Origin of the sequence: Mesorhizobium sp. M1A.F.Ca.IN.020.03.2.1, assembly GCF_004023205.1 — a bacterium.
Taxonomy (GTDB): domain Bacteria; phylum Pseudomonadota; class Alphaproteobacteria; order Rhizobiales; family Rhizobiaceae; genus Mesorhizobium.
The window spans coordinates 1-15,999 of sequence record NZ_RZSV01000128.1 but is presented as its reverse complement, the minus strand read 5'-3'; the positions used below and the strand labels follow the sequence as shown (position 1 = coordinate 15,999).

Below are 15,999 nucleotides of genomic sequence, written 5' to 3'. Positions count from 1 at the left end.
AATTCTCATCCCCTGGACGCGCGTTGTCCTCGTCAACACGAGCATTCTGGTCGCCAGGGAGCGACGCCGGCGGCCTGATGCGCGCGGCGCCCGCCATGGAAACGGTCTCCACCGTCATCGCAGCGTCGGCGGTCTTCACTGCCTTCGTCACCGGCGCGCTTGGCCGCACGACCGAACTGGTCGTCTCGTTCGACGGCATCTGCAAGGCATCGACGCCCGAGGTAGACGAGCAGCCGGCAAGGCAAAGCCCTACAAGCACGAAACTGACGACGCCAAAAATCCGCATCTTGACCTGTACGCAAAACAAAACAGACCGAGGGCCGGAACAGCGCCGCCGGAAGCCCCATTCCTAATGAGAAATTACCAACAAAGTTTGAATCAAAATTTACCTTTGGTTCAGCGGGGCGATTCGCCAGGCGAGCCGACAATGAAAGCTCCGTCTTTGTTTGCACGCAATTTCCGAACGGCACACCGCTTCTCGGTTTTCCTCGAATTGCTTAGCGCCTGAACACGCCGATCATCGGCCCGAGATTCCAGAAATCGTCGTTGCGGCCAATGGCCGGCGCATAGAGGCTGGAGATCGAGCCGTCGAGGAAGAGCGCGTTGGGACAGCCGAGTTCGTCGCGGAACAGGCGCGCGAATTCGTGGAAAGTCACCACGTCGTTCGAGATGGCGAAGACGACGACGCCGTCGCCACGCACGCCGACGCCATCGCGGATTTTTCGCGAAGGGCTGTCGGCCTGGAATTTCGGATGCAGCTTTCCGTCGATCACCAGCATCGGCCCGGACTGGGTGGCATAGTCCACCTTCGGGGAACGCTTCAAATAATCCTTCGTCGCGCGAACGCCGGCCTTGCCGTCGCTAAGATAGAAGACGCCGTTGGGCTGCATCGAGAAATTGCCGGAGCCGGCCCCGGTCTTCGCCGACGCGATCTGCTGCCCGCGCTCGACATAGAGACCGACAGGCGCGAGATTGGGATGGTACATGCCGGCATTGATGCCGAAGAGCATGGTGCGTCCGGCCGCCTGCTGCGCGCTTCGAAGATTGTGCAGCGACTGGTAGAGCTTGCCGTCGGGATCCTTCCAGAACAGCTCGATCGAGTAATGCTTCGGGTCCGTCTCGCAGACGAGATAGGTCGCGGTCTCGAAGGTGTGATTGCGGCATGGCGGCAGCGCTGCGACCCATTGGCTGAGCCCCAGGCCCGCACCGACCACTGCCGGCACCGCCGATTTCACCAGCGCTGCCAGCAAAGGCAGCGATTGGAGCAGGGTTGCAATGTCCATAGGCGCACCCGAAACAAGGTTCAGGTGCCGGTATAGCGGATTCGGCGAAAGCCTCTAGCTCAGCCAGCCGACGGCGACGCCGATCAGCAGCACGACGCCGAGCAGGCCGCGATAGATGACGAAGGGCCAGGCGGAAAAGCGCTCGAGCACGCGCATCAGTCCCCATATGGCGAAGAAGGCGGAAATCGAGGCGACGACGAGGCCGACCGCCAGAACCGACCAGCCATAAGCGCCGAGGTGAATCTTGTGCAGTCCCCAAAGCTCCTTCAGGCCGGCCAACGCGATGGCCGGCAGGCCGAGCAGGAAGGAGAGCCGCGCCGCCTCCGGGCGGGCATAGCCAAGACTTAGCGCCGCCGTCAGCGTCGATCCCGAGCGCGACACGCCGGGAATGAGCGCGCCGACCTGGGCCACGCCGACGAGCAAGGCGTCGAGCACGGACACCTTGTCCAGGGTCACCCTGTGGCGGGCATAGATTTCCGACAGCGCAAGCAGCACGGCCATGGCGATGCAGGCCCAGCCGATCACGGCCAGCCCGCGCAGCGGCGAGTTGCAGGCATTAAGCACGCTGGATAGTGCGAGGCCGGCGATGACGATCGGAACGGTGGCAAGCACGATGCCGATCGCCAGGCGGAAATAGCGGTTGGCATAGTCGCGGCGCGTGAGCGCCGCCAGCGACCCCACCGCGACTTCCCTGACATCGCTCCAGAAATAGCTGATCACCGCGGCAAGGGCCGCGAGTTGCATAGCCGCAGAAAAGGCCGAGCCCGGGTCCTGCCAGCCAAGCACGGCGGGCACGACGCGCATATGCGCCGTCGAAGAGATCGGCAGCAGTTCGGTGATGCCTTGCACGATGCCGAGAAACGCCACCTTGGCGTAGCCCAGGCTGACAAAGCCGGTGTCCAATCCCTGCGTGCAGACGTCCGTCATCCCTGTCCTTTCCCCGGCGAAAATGAATTGTTATGCGCAAAGCCCCTCAAGGGCAGGCTTAGCCTCATGGTACGGCGAAGCCAATTCACGGATTTGTAAGGTGCCGCTTATCCTGCTTGACAACAGGCGCTTCCATATTATCATGGCTAATCTTACACTGTAAGGCAGATCGGAGGAGGACTAGCATGTCGACTGCCGCCCTCTCGGAACTGCAGCCGGTCGTCCCGCCGGTGTCGCACCATCCGGAAATCGGGATCGAGGAGGTCTCGCGTGATTTGAGCCGCGCCATCGAGCGCGCAGAGGTCAATGCCTGGCTCGATCTCTACGATGCCGCGCCCACGGAATTCGCCGCGCGGCACGGCTTGTCGCTCGCCCGCGACGGCGACCTCGTCTGGACCACCTGCACGACGATCCCGTTCATCCATTTCAACTGCGTGAAGAACATCGGCGTCGACGGCCCGGCCACGGAAGATCAGCTCGATTCGCTGCTGGCGCATTACCGCGCTGCCGGCATCTTGCGGCCGTGGTTCTGCACAAGCCCGCACACCGAGCCTTCCCGGCTGCGCTGCTGGCTGGAAGCGCGCGGGCTCCAGCATCAGAGCGGCTGGGAACGAATTTTTCGCGTCGCAACGCCGCTGCCTGCCGAGCCGCTGTTCCCGGCAGACGATCTGTCGGTCGAAGAGGTTACGTCCAAGACCGCTCCCGAATGGGCCTCCTTCATCGATGCGAAGTACAGGCTGCCCACCTCGCCCTGGCTCATCGCGCTGGTCGGCCGCGAGGGTTGGCGTCACTACATGCTGAAACGCGATGGCGCCGTGGCTGCCGTGCGTTCAATGTTCATCTCGGATGGCGCCGCCTGGAGCGGGATCGACGCCCCGGTGCCTGGCATCATGGCGCCGAGCTTCGACCTCGACGCCATGCTTGGCGAAAGGCTGGTCCGCGACGGCATAGCCGCCGGCGCAAGACTGTTCGTCGCCGACATCGAGGCGCCGCGCCCCGAACGCGACGGTCCGGCCTACCGCAACTACGCCCGGCTCGGCTTCAAAATTGCCTATCTCCGCAGTCATTACAGCTATTTGCCGGCGCATTCGAGCTGATCGGAAAGACCTAAAGCGCGTCAGTTCGGCGCGACGCGCTTTAGCGGTACAGCCATTGCTTCAGGCAGCTTCTGGCCACGATATGCGCCGGCGGCAGCACCGGCTGGTCGAAGCGGGAATCGTCGGCAGCCCTGGCGCGAGCCTTTTCCAAGAGCAGGCGAAGCTCGGCCGGGCGCACGCGGTCTCGCTCCATCACGAGTTGGATCATCGGGTCGTTCAAAAGCTCGTCCAGGGGGTTGCTGCTCTCGCTCATCCGTCGCCTCCTCGATGCCTTCCCGCGTGGCGCTTTAGATAGGCAGCCAATGATGGCCCGCCAATGACGCTTTGCCGGCTATCTCGTGAATCGAAGATGAAATTTTTGTGCAGGCATTCTTCCTTCTCCCATCGTTGTGGGAGAACGGAAAACTCTATGCCGGCGGTGCCCCCTCATATTGCGGCAGGCCGTCATCCAGCCGCACCCAAGGCTGCTTCGAAGCGGTCCAGAAATGCATGTCGGGCTTGAACGCGGACGGATCGTCGAGCGAGCCGGATGTGACGCCGAGAATGCCCCTGGAGTCACGTCGCGAAAACATCGTCGTGCCGCAAGCCGGGCAGAAGCCACGCTTGAGGTCCGGCGAGGAATTGACCGTCGCCACCGGCCCCTCGATCGTGACATCATCGATGCGAAACAGGAGCCGCGCATTGAAGGCGGCGCCGATCGCCTTCTGGCACAGCCGGCAATGGCAGACGCGCTCGTTGATTGGTTCGGCCTCGGCGCGATAGCGCACTGCGCCGCACAGGCATCCGCCCTGGTATTTCGCCATTTCCAAGTACCCGATTGACAGGAAGGCCGGCACGGTAGCGGCGAACATCGCAGCGTCAATTAAAAAGCATTGATAGGACGCGATCGCTCACGGTGATGCAGGGGCCGACACGGCAACCGATAGGGAATGGCGTCAGTGGCGGCGCGCCTGGACGAGATAGGCGTCGATCTCGGTTTCGCCGAGCCATTTGGCGGCTTCCAGCCGGTGCAGCCCCTCGATCAGGACATGGCGCTTGCCGTCGTGGCGCACCTGGATCGGGGTCTTCATGCCGTTCTCGAGGATATCCTCGGCAAGATGGCGCACCGTCTCCGGATGCAGCGTCTTGCGCCTCGCCATCGGCACATAGATGTCGTCGACCTTGACCCTTTGCACGCGCAGCATCTTGGCTCCCGGCGTTCAAACATCGCCTGAAGATCAAATAAGCCGTTTGCCGGATAAGGCCAAGCGCCTGCTGGCCCGATCGTTTCCATTTGACGCTTGGCCGTCCTACGGTCTCAATGGCGACCTCTTGGTTTCGGTTTTTCCATGACGCAACGGCCCGCCGACTTTCCCGATTTCGGACTGACGCCCGAGCAGCGCCGGGAGGCGGTGCGCGGGCATTATTACGAGTGGCCCGGCATGGATCGCTCGAGCGGCGAGATCTGGTGCTACAGCGACCGCTTTTCCTATCGTCCGGGCGAGACGGTGACGCTTTTCGTCAGCTCGACGGCCCCGCAATTCAGGATTGTCATCGTCCGCGACGGCGGCGATGAAACCAAGGTCTTCGATGGGTCGGGACTGTCGGCGCGCTGGCAGGAAACGCCCGAGCAATGTTCGGTCGACGGCTGCGGCTGGGAAGCCTCGTTCGAATTCCGCATCGGCGATGACTGGCCGTCGGGAGCTTACCGTGTCAGGCTTTCGGCTGAAGGGCCGGACGGCACGCCGATCGAGAGCCACCACCTCTTCATCGTCGCGCCCCTGCCCGGCCGCAAGCCTGGTCGCCTGCTGCAGATCGCCGCGACCGGCACCTGGCTCGCCTATAACACCTGGGGCGGCTCCAACCACTATCAGGGCATCACCGGCCCGAACCGCGACCGATATGCCACGATGGTCTCCACGCAACGCCCTTGGTGCCGCGGCTTCGTCGTGCTGCCCAAGGATGCACCGCGCGTGCCGCTGGAAGTCGCGATGCCGCCGAAGACCGTGCCGCGTTATCCGCATATGGAATGGGCCTTTGCCACGGGACATTCGAAGAAATACGCGTCTTCCGGCTGGGCCAGCTACGACAGCCATTTCTTCGGCTTTGCCGAACGCGCCGGATATCAGGTCGACCTCGCCAGCCAGCACGAGCTGCACTTCTCGCCGGAAATCCTCGACGGCTATGATTGCGTCGTCTTCGTCGGCCACGACGAATACTGGACCTGGGAGATGCGCGACGCGGTGGACGCTTATGTCGAGCGCGGCGGCCACGCGGCGCGCTTCGCCGGCAATTTCATGTGGCAGACCAGGCTGGAGGACGAGGGCCGACGCCAGGTTTGCTACAAATACCGGGCGCGGGCCGAAGACCCGGCCTATCGCGGCGGCGACATCACCCGCGCCACCAATTCCTGGGAAGCGCCGGAGATCGGCCGTCCGGGCAGCGCTACCTTCGGCCTCAACGCGACGCGTGGCGTCTATGCCGGCTGGGGCGGCTGCGCGCCGCGCGGTGTGCGCGGCTTCCCGGTCTACCGCCCCGAGCACTGGGCCTTCGCCGGCACCGGCATCTATTATGGCGACCTGCTTGGCGCCGATAGCCATGTCTATGGCTATGAGGTCGACGGGCTCGATTTCGAAATACGCGGCGGCCTGCCGTACCCGACTGAAGAGAGCGGCGCGCCGGACGGCTTGCAGGTGCTGGCCGTCGGCCTGGCGAGCCAGGTCGAGGAAAGCGCCGACATTCCGATCGAAGACCAGTTCCTCACCGACGAGGACGGCCGCTTCACCGCCGAGACTTTGTTCGGCGAGGCCAGCGACGCCAATCTCGATAAGGTCAAGCGCGGCAACGGCATGATCGTCAATTTCCCGCGCGGCAAGGGCGAAGTCTTCCACGCCGGAAGCTGCGAATGGGTCGCCGGCCTGCTAAGGCAGGACGCGATGGTCGAACGCGTCACCAAGAATGTTCTCGACCGCTATCTCGGAAAGTCCTGACATGCCGACACCGGAAGTGCAGCCCTCGCCTGAAGCCGAAGCGCGGCCGCCGTCGCATTTGTTCTATCTCTCCAGCCTGCGCCGGCCACTCGTCGACTGCGCCGAGGGCATCTATTTCTGGACCAAGGACGGCCGCCGCTTCATCGATGGTTCGAGCGGACCGATGGTCGCCAATATCGGCCATTCCAACCGCAACGTCCTCGACGCCATGAAGCGGCAGATGGACAAGACCACCTTCGCCTATCGGCTTCATTTCGAGAACGAACCGGCGGAAGAACTGGCGCGGGCACTGTCTCACAAGCTGCCCGAAGGCATGGACCGCATCTTCTTCGTCTCGGGCGGCTCGGAAGCGACCGAATCCTGCATCAAACTCGCCCGGCAATGGGCGGTCGCCACCGGGCAGCCGAAGCGCTGGAAGGTGATCACCCGCTTCCCGTCCTATCACGGTGGCACGCTGGGTTCGCTCGCCATCACCGGCGACGACGCGCTTGCCGAGACTTTTACGCCATTGATGCGGGTGATGCCGACGGTGCCGGCGCCGGCCGCCTGGCGCGATCGCGACAACCTCTCGATGGAGCAGCGCGGCATCCGTTATGCCGACATGCTCGAAGACAAGATACAGGCCGAGGGCCCGGAAAGCGTGCTCGCCTTCATCATGGAACCCGTCGGCGGCGCGGCAACGGCGGCCCTTGTCGCGCCCGACAGCTACTATCCGCGCATCCGCGAGATCTGCGACCGCTACGGCATCCTGCTCATCCATGACGAGGTGATGAGCGGTGCCGGCCGCACCGGTAAATTTTTGGGCGGCGACCATTGGAACTGCAAGCCGGACATCGTCGCGCTGTCAAAAGGGCTGGGCTCCGGCTATGCGCCGCTCGGCGCGCTGGCGGCTCCCATGCGACTGGTCGAGCCGCTGCTCGCCTCCGGCGGCTTCCAGCACGGCCACACCTATGCTGGCAATCCGCTTGCCTGTGCGGCCGGCCTTGCGGTGCTGAGCGAAATGGACCGGCTCGATCTCATCGCCAACGCCGCCACCATGGGGGATGTGCTGATCGCAGAATTGAAGGCGTTGCAGAAGCGTTTCCCTTTCATCGCCGACGTGCGCGGCAAGGGCTTGCTGCTCGGCGCCGAGATGGTCGCCGATCCGGAGACGCTGACGCCGATCGCGCCGGCGAAAAAGGCAACGCAGCGCCTGCTCGACCACGCCTATGCGCGCGGCCTGATCATCTATGGCCGCAAGGTCAAGGGCGGCGTCGACGGCGACAATTTCATGGTGGCGCCGCCGATGATCATCACGCGCGAGCAGATCGGCGAGATGATCGCCATCATCGGCGACTCGCTCGAGGCGCTGGCGGAGGAACTCGATCTGCCGGTTGCAGGCTGAGGGTGAAATGGCGCTGTGAGACGTCCTGAGATGTTCGCGATCCTTCGCTCCCCCCTCTGGCCGGCCAGCCATCTCCCCCACGAGGGGGGAGATCCGATGTCGCTGTCGCTTTCGCCAATCGCCGACGTTGCAGGAACCGCGCCGTCGGTGCACCTGCTGATCTCCCCCGTTGCGGGGGAGATGTCCGGCGGGACAGAGGGGGGTGCCCGGGCGCCGTACTTGTCGTGAGCACGATTATCCTCCGTCCCGGCCGGATCGAGGATGCCGAGACCATCCATGCCGCCTTGCTGCGCCTCGGTACCCACATCGGCGCGCATCAAGAGATCACCTCGACACCGGATGACCTCCGCCGCTACGGCTTCGGCGCAAAGCCCGCCTTTTCGACCTTGATCGCCGAGGTCGACGGCGAGTTTGCCGGGCTCTGCCTGCACTTTCCGATCTTTTCGACCTGGATGGGCCGGCCCGGGGTCTTTGTGCAGGACCTCTATGTCGAGGACCGCTTTCGCGGCCGCCGCATCGGTGAGAAGCTGTTGCGGCGCGTGGCCAAGGAGTGTCGCGCTGCAGGCGGCGTCTATCTCAGGCTCTCCGTCGACACCGATAACGAAACCGCCAAGACCTTCTATGAAAAGCTCGGCATCGGCTGGTCGAGCTACGAGCAGGTGCACAAGATTGTCGGCGAGGCCTTTTTTGCCTTTGCCGACGCGCCGGAGGACGAACGATGAAAGCCTTCTATGCCGAGGAACAGAAGCGCCATGACCCGAAGGCCTTCCTTTCCAGCGGCGCGCCGCAACCCAATCCGGAAAAGCCGGAACGGGTCGAGAGATTGCTAGCCGGCGCAAGATCGGCCGGTGTGACGATCGAACGGCCCAACGACCATGGCCTTGGGCCGATCGCCGCCGTGCATACGCCCGAATATCTCGACTTTCTCGAGCACATCTTCGCGCGCTGGCAACGCATCGATGGCGCCTCGGCGGAGGTCATCCCGAACATCCATCCAATCGGCCGCGGCGGCTCCTATCCGGCCTCGGCGGTCGGCCAGGCCGGCTATCATATGGCCGACACCGCCTGCCCGATCTCGGCAGAGACCTGGAACAGTGCGCTCTGGAGCGCCTGGAGCGCAGTGGAAGCCGCCGAAGCCGTGATGGCCGGCGCGACGGCGGCTTACGCGCTCTGCCGCCCGCCTGGCCATCACGCCTTTGCCGACGTGGCGGGCGGCTTCTGCTTCATCAACAATTCGGCGGTCGCCGCGCAGGTGCTGAGAAAGGACGCGGGACGCGTCGCCATACTCGATGTCGACCTGCATCACGGCAACGGCACGCAGGGAATCTTTTACGCCCGGCCGGATGTTCTGACCGTCTCGCTGCATGCCGATCCGGTGCGCTTCTATCCCTTCTTCTGGGGCCATGCCGACGAGCGCGGCGAAGGGGCGGGCCTCGGCTACAACCTCAACCTGCCGCTGCCGCGCAAATCCGGCGACGCGGCATTTCTGGAAGGGCTGAAAACAGCCTTCCGGCGCATCCGCGCCTTCGCGCCGGAAGCGCTGGTTGTCGCGCTCGGGCTCGACGCATTCGAAGGCGATCCATTCGGAGGCCTTTCGGTGACGACGCCCGGCTTCGCGCGCGTCGGCGAGGCGATCGCCGGCCTTGGCCTGCCGACGGTCATCGTCCAGGAGGGCGGCTACCTCTGCGATGCGCTCGGCGACAACCTCACCGCTTTCCTGACCGGCTTTGGCGGGAAGAAAGGATAGTTCAGGCGCGCTGCTGCCTCAGCATTGCAATGACGCGATGTACGCTTTCCAGCGTCTCGTCGATATCTGCGGCTGTGTTGTAATGCGCGATGCCGATGCGCACGACGCCCTGCTCCGGCGGAATGCCGAGTTGGTGGACGATCTCCCATGCATAGTTGTGGCCGGACCACAGGAAGATGTTCTCGGCATTCATCTGTCGCACGATCGTTTCCGGCGCGATGCCCTCTACCGTGAAGGAAATTGTCGGCACGCGATCGCCGAAACATTCCGGGTCGGTGATGCCGCGGATGGTCAATCCCTCGATGTTCGACAGGCCCTCGATCAACTGCCGGGCGAGCGTATTCTCGTAAGCGATCGACACTTCGAAGGCTCTCGCTATCCGCTGCCGCCGCGAACCGCCCTCGCCGGCTGCGGCGCCGAGATCGGCGAAGTAGTCGACCGCTGCGGTCAACCCAGCCATCAGCTCGATCTGCGGCGTGCCGAGCTCGAACCTTTCCGGCAGGTGGTTGGACGAGCAGCGGCATTTGTAGGGCTTCAGCGCATCGATGACGTCGCGGCGGCCCCACAATATACCCATATGCGGCCCGAAGAATTTATAGGCCGAGCAGACCAGGAAATCGCAGCCCAGCGCCTGAACGTCGATCAGCCCGTGCGGCGCGAATTGCACCGCGTCGACATAGACCAGCGCCCCGGCCTGCTTGGCGAGTGCCGTCAGCTCGCTCACGCGGTTGATCGAGCCGGTGAGGTTCGAGGCATAGTTCAGCGCCACAAGCCGCGTCCTTTCCGAAAGCAGCGCCTTCAGCCGCGCTTCCTCGACCTGCCAGCTCTTGTCGTCGAAGGGCAGGAAACGCACGACAAGGCCGAGATCCTCTGCAAGCTGCAGCCAGGGCGAGACATTGCCCTCGTGGTCCATGCGCGTGAGGATGATCTCGTCGCCCGGCTTCATCGTCCGGCCGAGTGTGCGCGACATGTGGTAGGTCAGCGTCGTCATATTGGCGCCGATGATGATTTCCTCGACGCTTGCCGCACCGAGAAAATCGGCCATCGCCGCATGCGCATCATCGACCACCTGCTGCGCCGCGACCGTCGTTTCGAAGAAGCCGCCGAGGTTGGCGTTTGTCGTTAGCAGGCAGCGCGAGACCGCATCCGCCACCGCCTGCGGCACCTGGGTTCCGGCGGGATTGTCGAGATAGATGCGACGGCGGCCCTTGTCGGTCAGCGAAAGTGCTGGAAACCGTCCGCGCACGAGCTCTATCGGAAAATCTGCCATCGCCTCCATCCCTTCGTCCTTCTCAATGATTTCCAGTCACGGGCAAGGGTTGCCGACGCGCTGGTGGATGGCATCGACCGCCTTCTGCATCTCCTCCGTCCAGCGGACCTCGACCGAAGACAGCGCCATGTCGAGCTGCGCGACGCTGGTGGCGCCGACGATATTCGCGGTCACAAAAGGCCGGCTCGTCACATAGGCGTTGGCGAAGAGCGCCGGCTCCATGCCGAAAGAGCGCGCCAGCTCGCTGTATTGGAGCAGCACTTCCGCCGCATTCGGCGTCTCGTAGCGCTGGCCGCGATTGAAGAGCTGCGTGCGAGAGCCTTGCGGCCGCGCGCCGTGATCATATTTGCCGGTGAGGTAGCCCTGCGCCAGCGGAGAATAAGGTAGAAACGCGATCTCTTCGCGTTGGCAGACTTCGGCCAGGTTCACCTCGAAGGTGCGGTTGACGAGATTGTAGGCGTTCTGCAGCGAGGCGACGCGCGGGCCGACGCCCTTGTCGGACTCGGCCAGGAAACGCATGACGCCCCACGAGCTTTCGTTCGACAGGCCTAAATGGCGTATTTTTCCCGCCTTCACCAGTTCCTCGAAGACAGCTAGCGTCTCGGCGATCGGCGTCTCGTCCGCCGGCGCTCCGACAGCATCGGCCCGCCGCGCTACCACCCCGACCCGCGTCGGGTTCGAACCCCACGGAATGTCCCGGTCCGGCCAATGAATCTGGTAGAGATCGATGTAATCGGTGCGGAGCTTGGCGAGCGACTTCTCGACCGCATCGAAAATGTCGGCGCGCACAAGCTTCGATGGCCGGTCGCCGCGAAACCAGGCGTTGGCCGTGCGGCCGACCACTTTCGAGGCGATGATGACCTTGTCGCGGTTGCCCATGGTCTTCATCCAACTGCCGATGATCCTCTCGGTCCACCCTTGCGTCTCGGCTTTGGGCGGGATCGGGTAAAGCTCGGCGGTGTCGATGAAATTTACGCCGCGCGAGAAGGCCAGATCCATCTGCGCATGGCCTTCGGCCTCGGTGTTCTGCTGGCCCCACGTCATCGAACCGAGGCAGATTTGCGAAACAAGGAGGTCTGTCCGACCGAGGCGGCGTTTTTGCATGAAATGTCTCCGGCGGGAGGTGGCGCGCGGCTGCGCGGGGAGGAATTCAAGCATAAGGCATAGGCCGGATTTTCTCCAAGCCGGTCCTGGCGACTTTTGCGTGAATTCGGAAACCGGTTAGCGTCGTGCCGCGGCCAGCGCGCGCCGCTTGGCCTCGTCGATCAGCATATTGGCCACTTGCATGCGGATCATGGCGCGCTGACGCAGATGCGGGGCGACACGGTCCGGATGGTTGGCGAAGGCGAAGTTGCGTCGAATGCGGCCGAAATCGGTATCCTTCGCAGGGCGATCGAGGCCGAGCTCGCCGGCAATCGATTCAGGGTCGATCGGCGCCAGCTCTTCCTCAGGGCGATCCTCTTCCTCAGCGAGAGCCAGCTTGGCCTGGTCGAGAAGCGCGGCGAACTCGGCGGCAAGGTCGGCGCCCGCTTCGCGGTACTCGGCGGCAACGCTTTCGCCGGCGACCTTGATGCGGCCGGAGTGAAGCTCGTCCGCCACCGACAGATAGTCGAATGGAATAGAGGGCCGGGCGCCCCCGTCTTCGCCCTTCTCGGAAGCGATGATGAGGTCGTCGAGCAACGAAGCGAAATCCAGCTTGTTCCCGGTGCCGATCTCAGCCTCCTCCTGTCGCAACGGCATTCATTGTTGCCGTCGACCATAGATCGCTGTCGTTAAAAATGAATGCCGACAACATGAACGATTGCGGGTGTTGCAGCTGCAGACGCCGGCCGGAAAGATCAAAGCGGCGCTGCATTTGATACAGACCGGCAGGTCGCCAGAGTGGCGAGGAAAAGCCCGCCTGGGGGCCAGGACCGTGGCGTACGGTCGAGTTTCCGCAAAAGTTTCAGAAGAGAAGCGATTTTGGCGGAAAAAATTCACCAGGCATGGCTGCCATGCACTTGCTGCACTGCACAATTGTAACAAATCACCTATACTCTCGGCGTGTGGAGGACAAACAAGGGGCTGGAATATGGGGTTCTTCACCGAAATGTTCGCGCGGCCGCGGCCGCAGGAACAACAGCGTTACCGATCGGCGCTCGCGCTGCTGAACGCGATGAGCAACGCCGACCGCGCCGATATCGGCATCAAGCCGGCCGACTTTCCGCGTATCGCCCGCGAGATGTCGATACGCTGATTCAACGATGAAAAGAGGGTTCTCGGCCGCGCCGGGAAACCTCTCCGTGTTCAGCGTCCCAGGAAAATCGACTTGCCCAGCGGCACGCCATTGTGCCGCAGGATGTCGTATGCCGTGGTGATGTGGAAGTAGAAGTTCGGCATGGCTGCGTCGAGCAGATATTGCAGTCCGGCCATCGAGACCTCGCGTCCGGCAAGCCTCAATTCGATCGTCCGCTCCTCCGACCCGTCCAGATCGGCGGCCGAGAATGTCGCCAGATGATCGAGCGTCTTGGCGATTCGGGCGTGCAGCTCTGTGAAACTGGACTCGTTGTCCTCGTATTTCGGCACTTCGCGGCCGGCGAGCCGCGAGGGCGCGCCCTTGGCATGATCGGTGGCGATCTGCACCTGCCGGGTCAGCGCGAACATGTCGGGCGCCAGCCTCGCGGTCAGAAACACCTGCGGGTCGATCTTGCGGTCGGCGGCGTTCTGTTCGGCCAGTGACAGCACGCTGGCCAGCGCCTTCAGCCGGGCCGAAAAGACGGCCACCGAAATATCGTACATGGATATGGTCACGTGAGTTATCTCCCCAGGCGGCGTCAGCGCCGCGGGCCGTGAGCTAGCGCTTCCCGGCTCGATTCTTCAAGCAGCCCTGCGCCCCCGTCACCGCCTCGCCGCAATCGCGGTGGTAGTATTTTCGTTATCGAGCGGAGATTCCCGATGAGACCTGCCATTATCGCAGCGACTGCCTTGTTCTCCCTTGCGGGCATCGGCCGGTCGGCGCTTGCAGCCGAAGCCCCTTATATCGACGACCGGTCCAGTGCCGAGGCTGTTGTCCGTTCGCTCTACAGCGCGATCAACCGGCATGAATTCGCCCGCGCCTGGGGTTATTTCGGCGACACCAAGCCGGCAAGAGATTTCGACGCCTTCGTTAAAGGCTACGACAGCACCGACACGGTCGAGGTCAAGACCGGCGCGGTATCGGACGAAGGTGCTGCCGGCAGCATCTACTACAGCGTCCCTGTCGCGATCCAGGCCACCGACAAGAAGGGCGAAGCCAAGATCTTTGCCGGCTGCTACACGCTTCGCCAGGTCAACGCGCAGATCCAGGAACCGCCGTTCCAGCCGATCTTTATCGACAAGGGCGCCCTGAAGCCGTCGGCTTCGGATTTCCAGGATGCCGTGCCGACAAGCTGCGGCGACGGCCCGCCGCCGCCCAAGAAGGACGAGGCGCTGGAACAGGCCAGGAAGGCGTTCCTCGCCGCCTATGGCGAGCAGTGCGACAAGGAGAACCCGGAAGGCAAGCCGGCCGGCGAGCCGGACGCCTACTCGATCCATTACAAGGACAAGGACGCCGGAGCCGACGAGCCGGAGCGCGAGACGCGGCTCTTCCGCTTCTTCTGCTCGATGGCCGCCTACAATGAAAGCGCGGTCTATTACATCTATGACGATGTATCCGGCGTCCGGCAGTTGCAGTTCGCCGCGCCGGAACTCGACATCCGTTACGAGAACAACAACAGCGAAGGCAAGGTCGAGGGCATCCACATCATCGGCTTCCAGACCGACGACCAACTGGTCAATTCCGAATATGACGACAAGACCAAGACGATCACCTCGATGAACAAATGGCGCGGCGTTGGCGACGCTTCATCGACCGGCACCTATCTGTTCCGCCACGGCAATTTCTCGTTGGTGCAGTATGATGTCGATGCATCTTACGACGGCGAGATCAATCCCGAGACCGTCCTGGACTACAACACGCCGCCTTGATCAGGGCGCTTTCGTCAGCATCCAGTTCAGTGTGCCGCGCCAATCGACCATGCGGATCGGCGTCCCATGCGTGCCGGTCTCGAACCGCACGAAGCGGGTCGGATAGGTCTTCCATTTGGCGAGGATCGAGCGGAAGAAGGCTTCCTGCTTCTCAACCTGGAAAACCACGTCACGGCTGCCCTGGCCGAAGAACACCGGCACGCGGCGCTTGAACGCCAGGCTGGTCAGGAAGCTTCCGTCCCAGAGCGAGCCGAGCAGCAGGAGCCCACTGACGCGGGCGCCAATATCCTTGTGGTCGGCCAGCTTCCAGCAGAGAATGCCGCCCATCGAGCCGCAGGCGACGAAGATTTTCGCGCCGGGCGATGTCTCTGCATAGTGGTCGATCAAAGCCGCGACTTGGGCGGCGCCCTTGTCGCCGAAATCGGGAAAGTCCGGCGAAAGATAAAGACCGCCATTTTCGGCCATCAGATTCTTCAGGCGGTTGAAATTGCCGCCAAAGGTGAAGTCGTCGACGCCCTGCTTGCGGCTGCCGCCCTGCCCGTGCAGGTAAAGGACGATGATGGCGGCACCTTGCGTCTTGCCGACTGCGACATGCCGGACATCGCCGACATCGGTCTTCAGCATCAAGTCCTGCTGCATCTTGCGCACGCCGGGGTCGATATATTGGGCATGCACACGCCTTTCAGGCACCTCGTCGCGCTGATTGATGTCGCGCATCTCGCGATAGTCGAGCACCGTATAGGCACCGTTGTCGCCGCTCGACAGCGTCGCCGGGTAAGCGAAAAGCTCGTCCTTGAAGGGTTTCAGCGACAACGTCTGGCCCTCGGCGGCAGAGAGCGAAAAAGCTGTTGCGGCGAGCAAAGTGAGCAGAGTTCGGCAGCGCAAAGACATTCCGAAGCCATGCGAAATTCGGCTTCGGTTTGTCAATCCTGCAGCACGCCGCCCGCGCCTTCCAGCGCCTCGCGCGTATCGACGTCGATCGAAGCGCCCTGCCCGATTTCGACATCGATGACGTCGAGCCCTTCGGCCTCGACCAGATGGCGCGCGCCAGTATCGCCTTCGAGCTGCGCGACGGCGGCAAACAGCGACCGCGGCAGCAGCACCGGGTTGCCGCGTTTGCCGTGATGCGCCGCGCGCACCGCCGCGTGGCCCCCGGATCGGCGGAACGCATCGATCAGCCTATCGAGATCCTTAGACGAGATACCAGGCATGTCGCCGAGCACGATCATGGCGCCGGCCGCGTCGGGCGCGACCCGCGCGATGCCCGCCTTAAGCGACGAGGCCAACCCGTCGGCGAAGTCCGGATTGTGGGCAAGCGTGATATCGAGACCTGAGAGC

Annotated in this window: 18 protein-coding genes and 1 pseudogene; 7 read left to right on the top strand and 12 right to left on the bottom strand. The window is 63.4% G+C overall.

Annotated elements, in window-relative coordinates; all coding sequences use genetic code 11:
* The 3 genes and pseudogenes from EOA79_RS33675 to EOA79_RS19755 all read right to left on the bottom strand — a co-directional run.
* Window positions 1–286 (bottom strand): annotated as a pseudogene (locus tag EOA79_RS33675) (hypothetical protein); the annotation flags it as partial.
* A gap of 211 nt (window positions 287–497) precedes the next feature.
* On the bottom strand, window positions 498–1,283 hold the full coding sequence (locus tag EOA79_RS19760) for a phosphodiester glycosidase family protein (RefSeq protein WP_095825292.1): 786 nt from the start codon (window positions 1,281–1,283) through the stop codon (window positions 498–500).
* A gap of 54 nt (window positions 1,284–1,337) precedes the next feature.
* Window positions 1,338–2,210, bottom strand: coding sequence for an undecaprenyl-diphosphate phosphatase (locus EOA79_RS19755; protein WP_095825291.1), 873 nt, complete (start codon window positions 2,208–2,210; stop codon window positions 1,338–1,340).
* Between the two features lie 185 nt (window positions 2,211–2,395).
* On the opposite strand from EOA79_RS19755, the gene EOA79_RS19750 reads away from it, so the two are divergent.
* A complete protein-coding gene (locus EOA79_RS19750; RefSeq protein ID WP_095825290.1) occupies window positions 2,396–3,307 on the top strand; it encodes a hypothetical protein in 912 nt (303 codons plus the stop codon).
* 40 nt (window positions 3,308–3,347) lie between these two features.
* Here EOA79_RS19750 and EOA79_RS19745 read toward each other — a convergent pair whose 3' ends face one another.
* The 3 genes from EOA79_RS19745 to EOA79_RS19735 all read right to left on the bottom strand — a co-directional run bounded on the left by EOA79_RS19745 (window position 3,348) and on the right by EOA79_RS19735 (window position 4,491).
* Window positions 3,348–3,560 carry a hypothetical protein gene (locus EOA79_RS19745; protein WP_095825289.1) on the bottom strand — a complete coding sequence of 71 codons (213 nt, stop codon included), beginning with the start codon at window positions 3,558–3,560 and terminating at the stop codon, window positions 3,348–3,350.
* Between the two features lie 154 nt (window positions 3,561–3,714).
* Window positions 3,715–4,110, bottom strand: coding sequence for a GFA family protein (locus tag EOA79_RS19740; protein ID WP_067328478.1), 396 nt, complete (start codon window positions 4,108–4,110; stop codon window positions 3,715–3,717).
* 132 nt (window positions 4,111–4,242) lie between these two features.
* Window positions 4,243–4,491, bottom strand: coding sequence for a ParB N-terminal domain-containing protein (locus EOA79_RS19735; protein WP_095800826.1), 249 nt, complete (start codon window positions 4,489–4,491; stop codon window positions 4,243–4,245).
* Between the two features lie 144 nt (window positions 4,492–4,635).
* Between EOA79_RS19735 and EOA79_RS19730 the strand changes: the two genes are divergently transcribed.
* From EOA79_RS19730 to EOA79_RS19715, 4 genes are all read left to right on the top strand, one after another.
* Window positions 4,636–6,276, top strand: a complete 1,641-nt coding sequence (locus tag EOA79_RS19730; protein ID WP_095825288.1) for a N,N-dimethylformamidase beta subunit family domain-containing protein — start codon at window positions 4,636–4,638, stop codon at window positions 6,274–6,276.
* 1 nt (window position 6,277) lies between these two features.
* Window positions 6,278–7,660: an aspartate aminotransferase family protein gene (locus EOA79_RS19725; protein WP_095825287.1), complete on the top strand. Its 1,383-nt coding sequence runs from the start codon at window positions 6,278–6,280 to the stop codon at window positions 7,658–7,660.
* A 224-nt stretch (window positions 7,661–7,884) separates the two neighbouring features.
* The gene (locus EOA79_RS19720) at window positions 7,885–8,382 is read left to right on the top strand and encodes a GNAT family N-acetyltransferase (RefSeq protein WP_095825285.1); all 498 of its coding nucleotides are present in this window, start codon (window positions 7,885–7,887) and stop codon (window positions 8,380–8,382) included.
* Window positions 8,379–9,407, top strand: a complete 1,029-nt coding sequence (locus tag EOA79_RS19715; RefSeq protein ID WP_095825284.1) for a histone deacetylase family protein — start codon at window positions 8,379–8,381, stop codon at window positions 9,405–9,407. The genes EOA79_RS19720 and EOA79_RS19715 overlap by 4 nt, the downstream gene beginning before the upstream one ends.
* Before the next feature lies 1 nt (window position 9,408).
* Here the strand turns inward: EOA79_RS19715 and EOA79_RS19710 are convergent, their stop codons facing one another.
* From EOA79_RS19710 to EOA79_RS19700, 3 genes are all read right to left on the bottom strand, one after another.
* A complete protein-coding gene (locus EOA79_RS19710; RefSeq protein WP_095825346.1) occupies window positions 9,409–10,677 on the bottom strand; it encodes a cysteine desulfurase-like protein in 1,269 nt (422 codons plus the stop codon).
* A gap of 36 nt (window positions 10,678–10,713) precedes the next feature.
* Complete coding sequence (locus tag EOA79_RS19705; RefSeq protein ID WP_095825345.1) at window positions 10,714–11,781, bottom strand: aldo/keto reductase; 1,068 nt, start codon at window positions 11,779–11,781, stop codon at window positions 10,714–10,716.
* A 117-nt stretch (window positions 11,782–11,898) separates the two neighbouring features.
* Window positions 11,899–12,417: a hypothetical protein gene (locus EOA79_RS19700; protein ID WP_164748480.1), complete on the bottom strand. Its 519-nt coding sequence runs from the start codon at window positions 12,415–12,417 to the stop codon at window positions 11,899–11,901.
* A 331-nt stretch (window positions 12,418–12,748) separates the two neighbouring features.
* Here EOA79_RS19700 and EOA79_RS19695 point away from each other — a divergent pair, with 331 nt between their 5' ends.
* A complete protein-coding gene (locus EOA79_RS19695) occupies window positions 12,749–12,913 on the top strand; it encodes a DUF1127 domain-containing protein (RefSeq protein ID WP_082954041.1) in 165 nt (54 codons plus the stop codon).
* A 50-nt stretch (window positions 12,914–12,963) separates the two neighbouring features.
* Here the strand turns inward: EOA79_RS19695 and EOA79_RS19690 are convergent, their stop codons facing one another.
* Entirely contained in the window at window positions 12,964–13,467 is a 504-nt protein-coding gene (locus EOA79_RS19690; protein ID WP_095825283.1) for a DUF1993 family protein, read from the bottom strand.
* Window positions 13,468–13,611: 144 nt separating this feature from the next.
* Here EOA79_RS19690 and EOA79_RS19685 point away from each other — a divergent pair, with 144 nt between their 5' ends.
* Entirely contained in the window at window positions 13,612–14,661 is a 1,050-nt protein-coding gene (locus EOA79_RS19685; RefSeq protein WP_095825282.1) for a DUF1176 domain-containing protein, read from the top strand.
* On the opposite strand, the gene EOA79_RS19680 is transcribed toward EOA79_RS19685, so the two are convergent.
* Both EOA79_RS19680 and EOA79_RS19675 read right to left on the bottom strand, forming a co-directional pair.
* Complete coding sequence (locus EOA79_RS19680) at window positions 14,662–15,552, bottom strand: alpha/beta fold hydrolase (protein ID WP_095825281.1); 891 nt, start codon at window positions 15,550–15,552, stop codon at window positions 14,662–14,664.
* 32 nt (window positions 15,553–15,584) lie between these two features.
* Window positions 15,585–15,999 (bottom strand): nucleotidyltransferase family protein (locus EOA79_RS19675; RefSeq protein ID WP_164893893.1); only part of this gene is annotated, 415 nt, incomplete at its 5' end.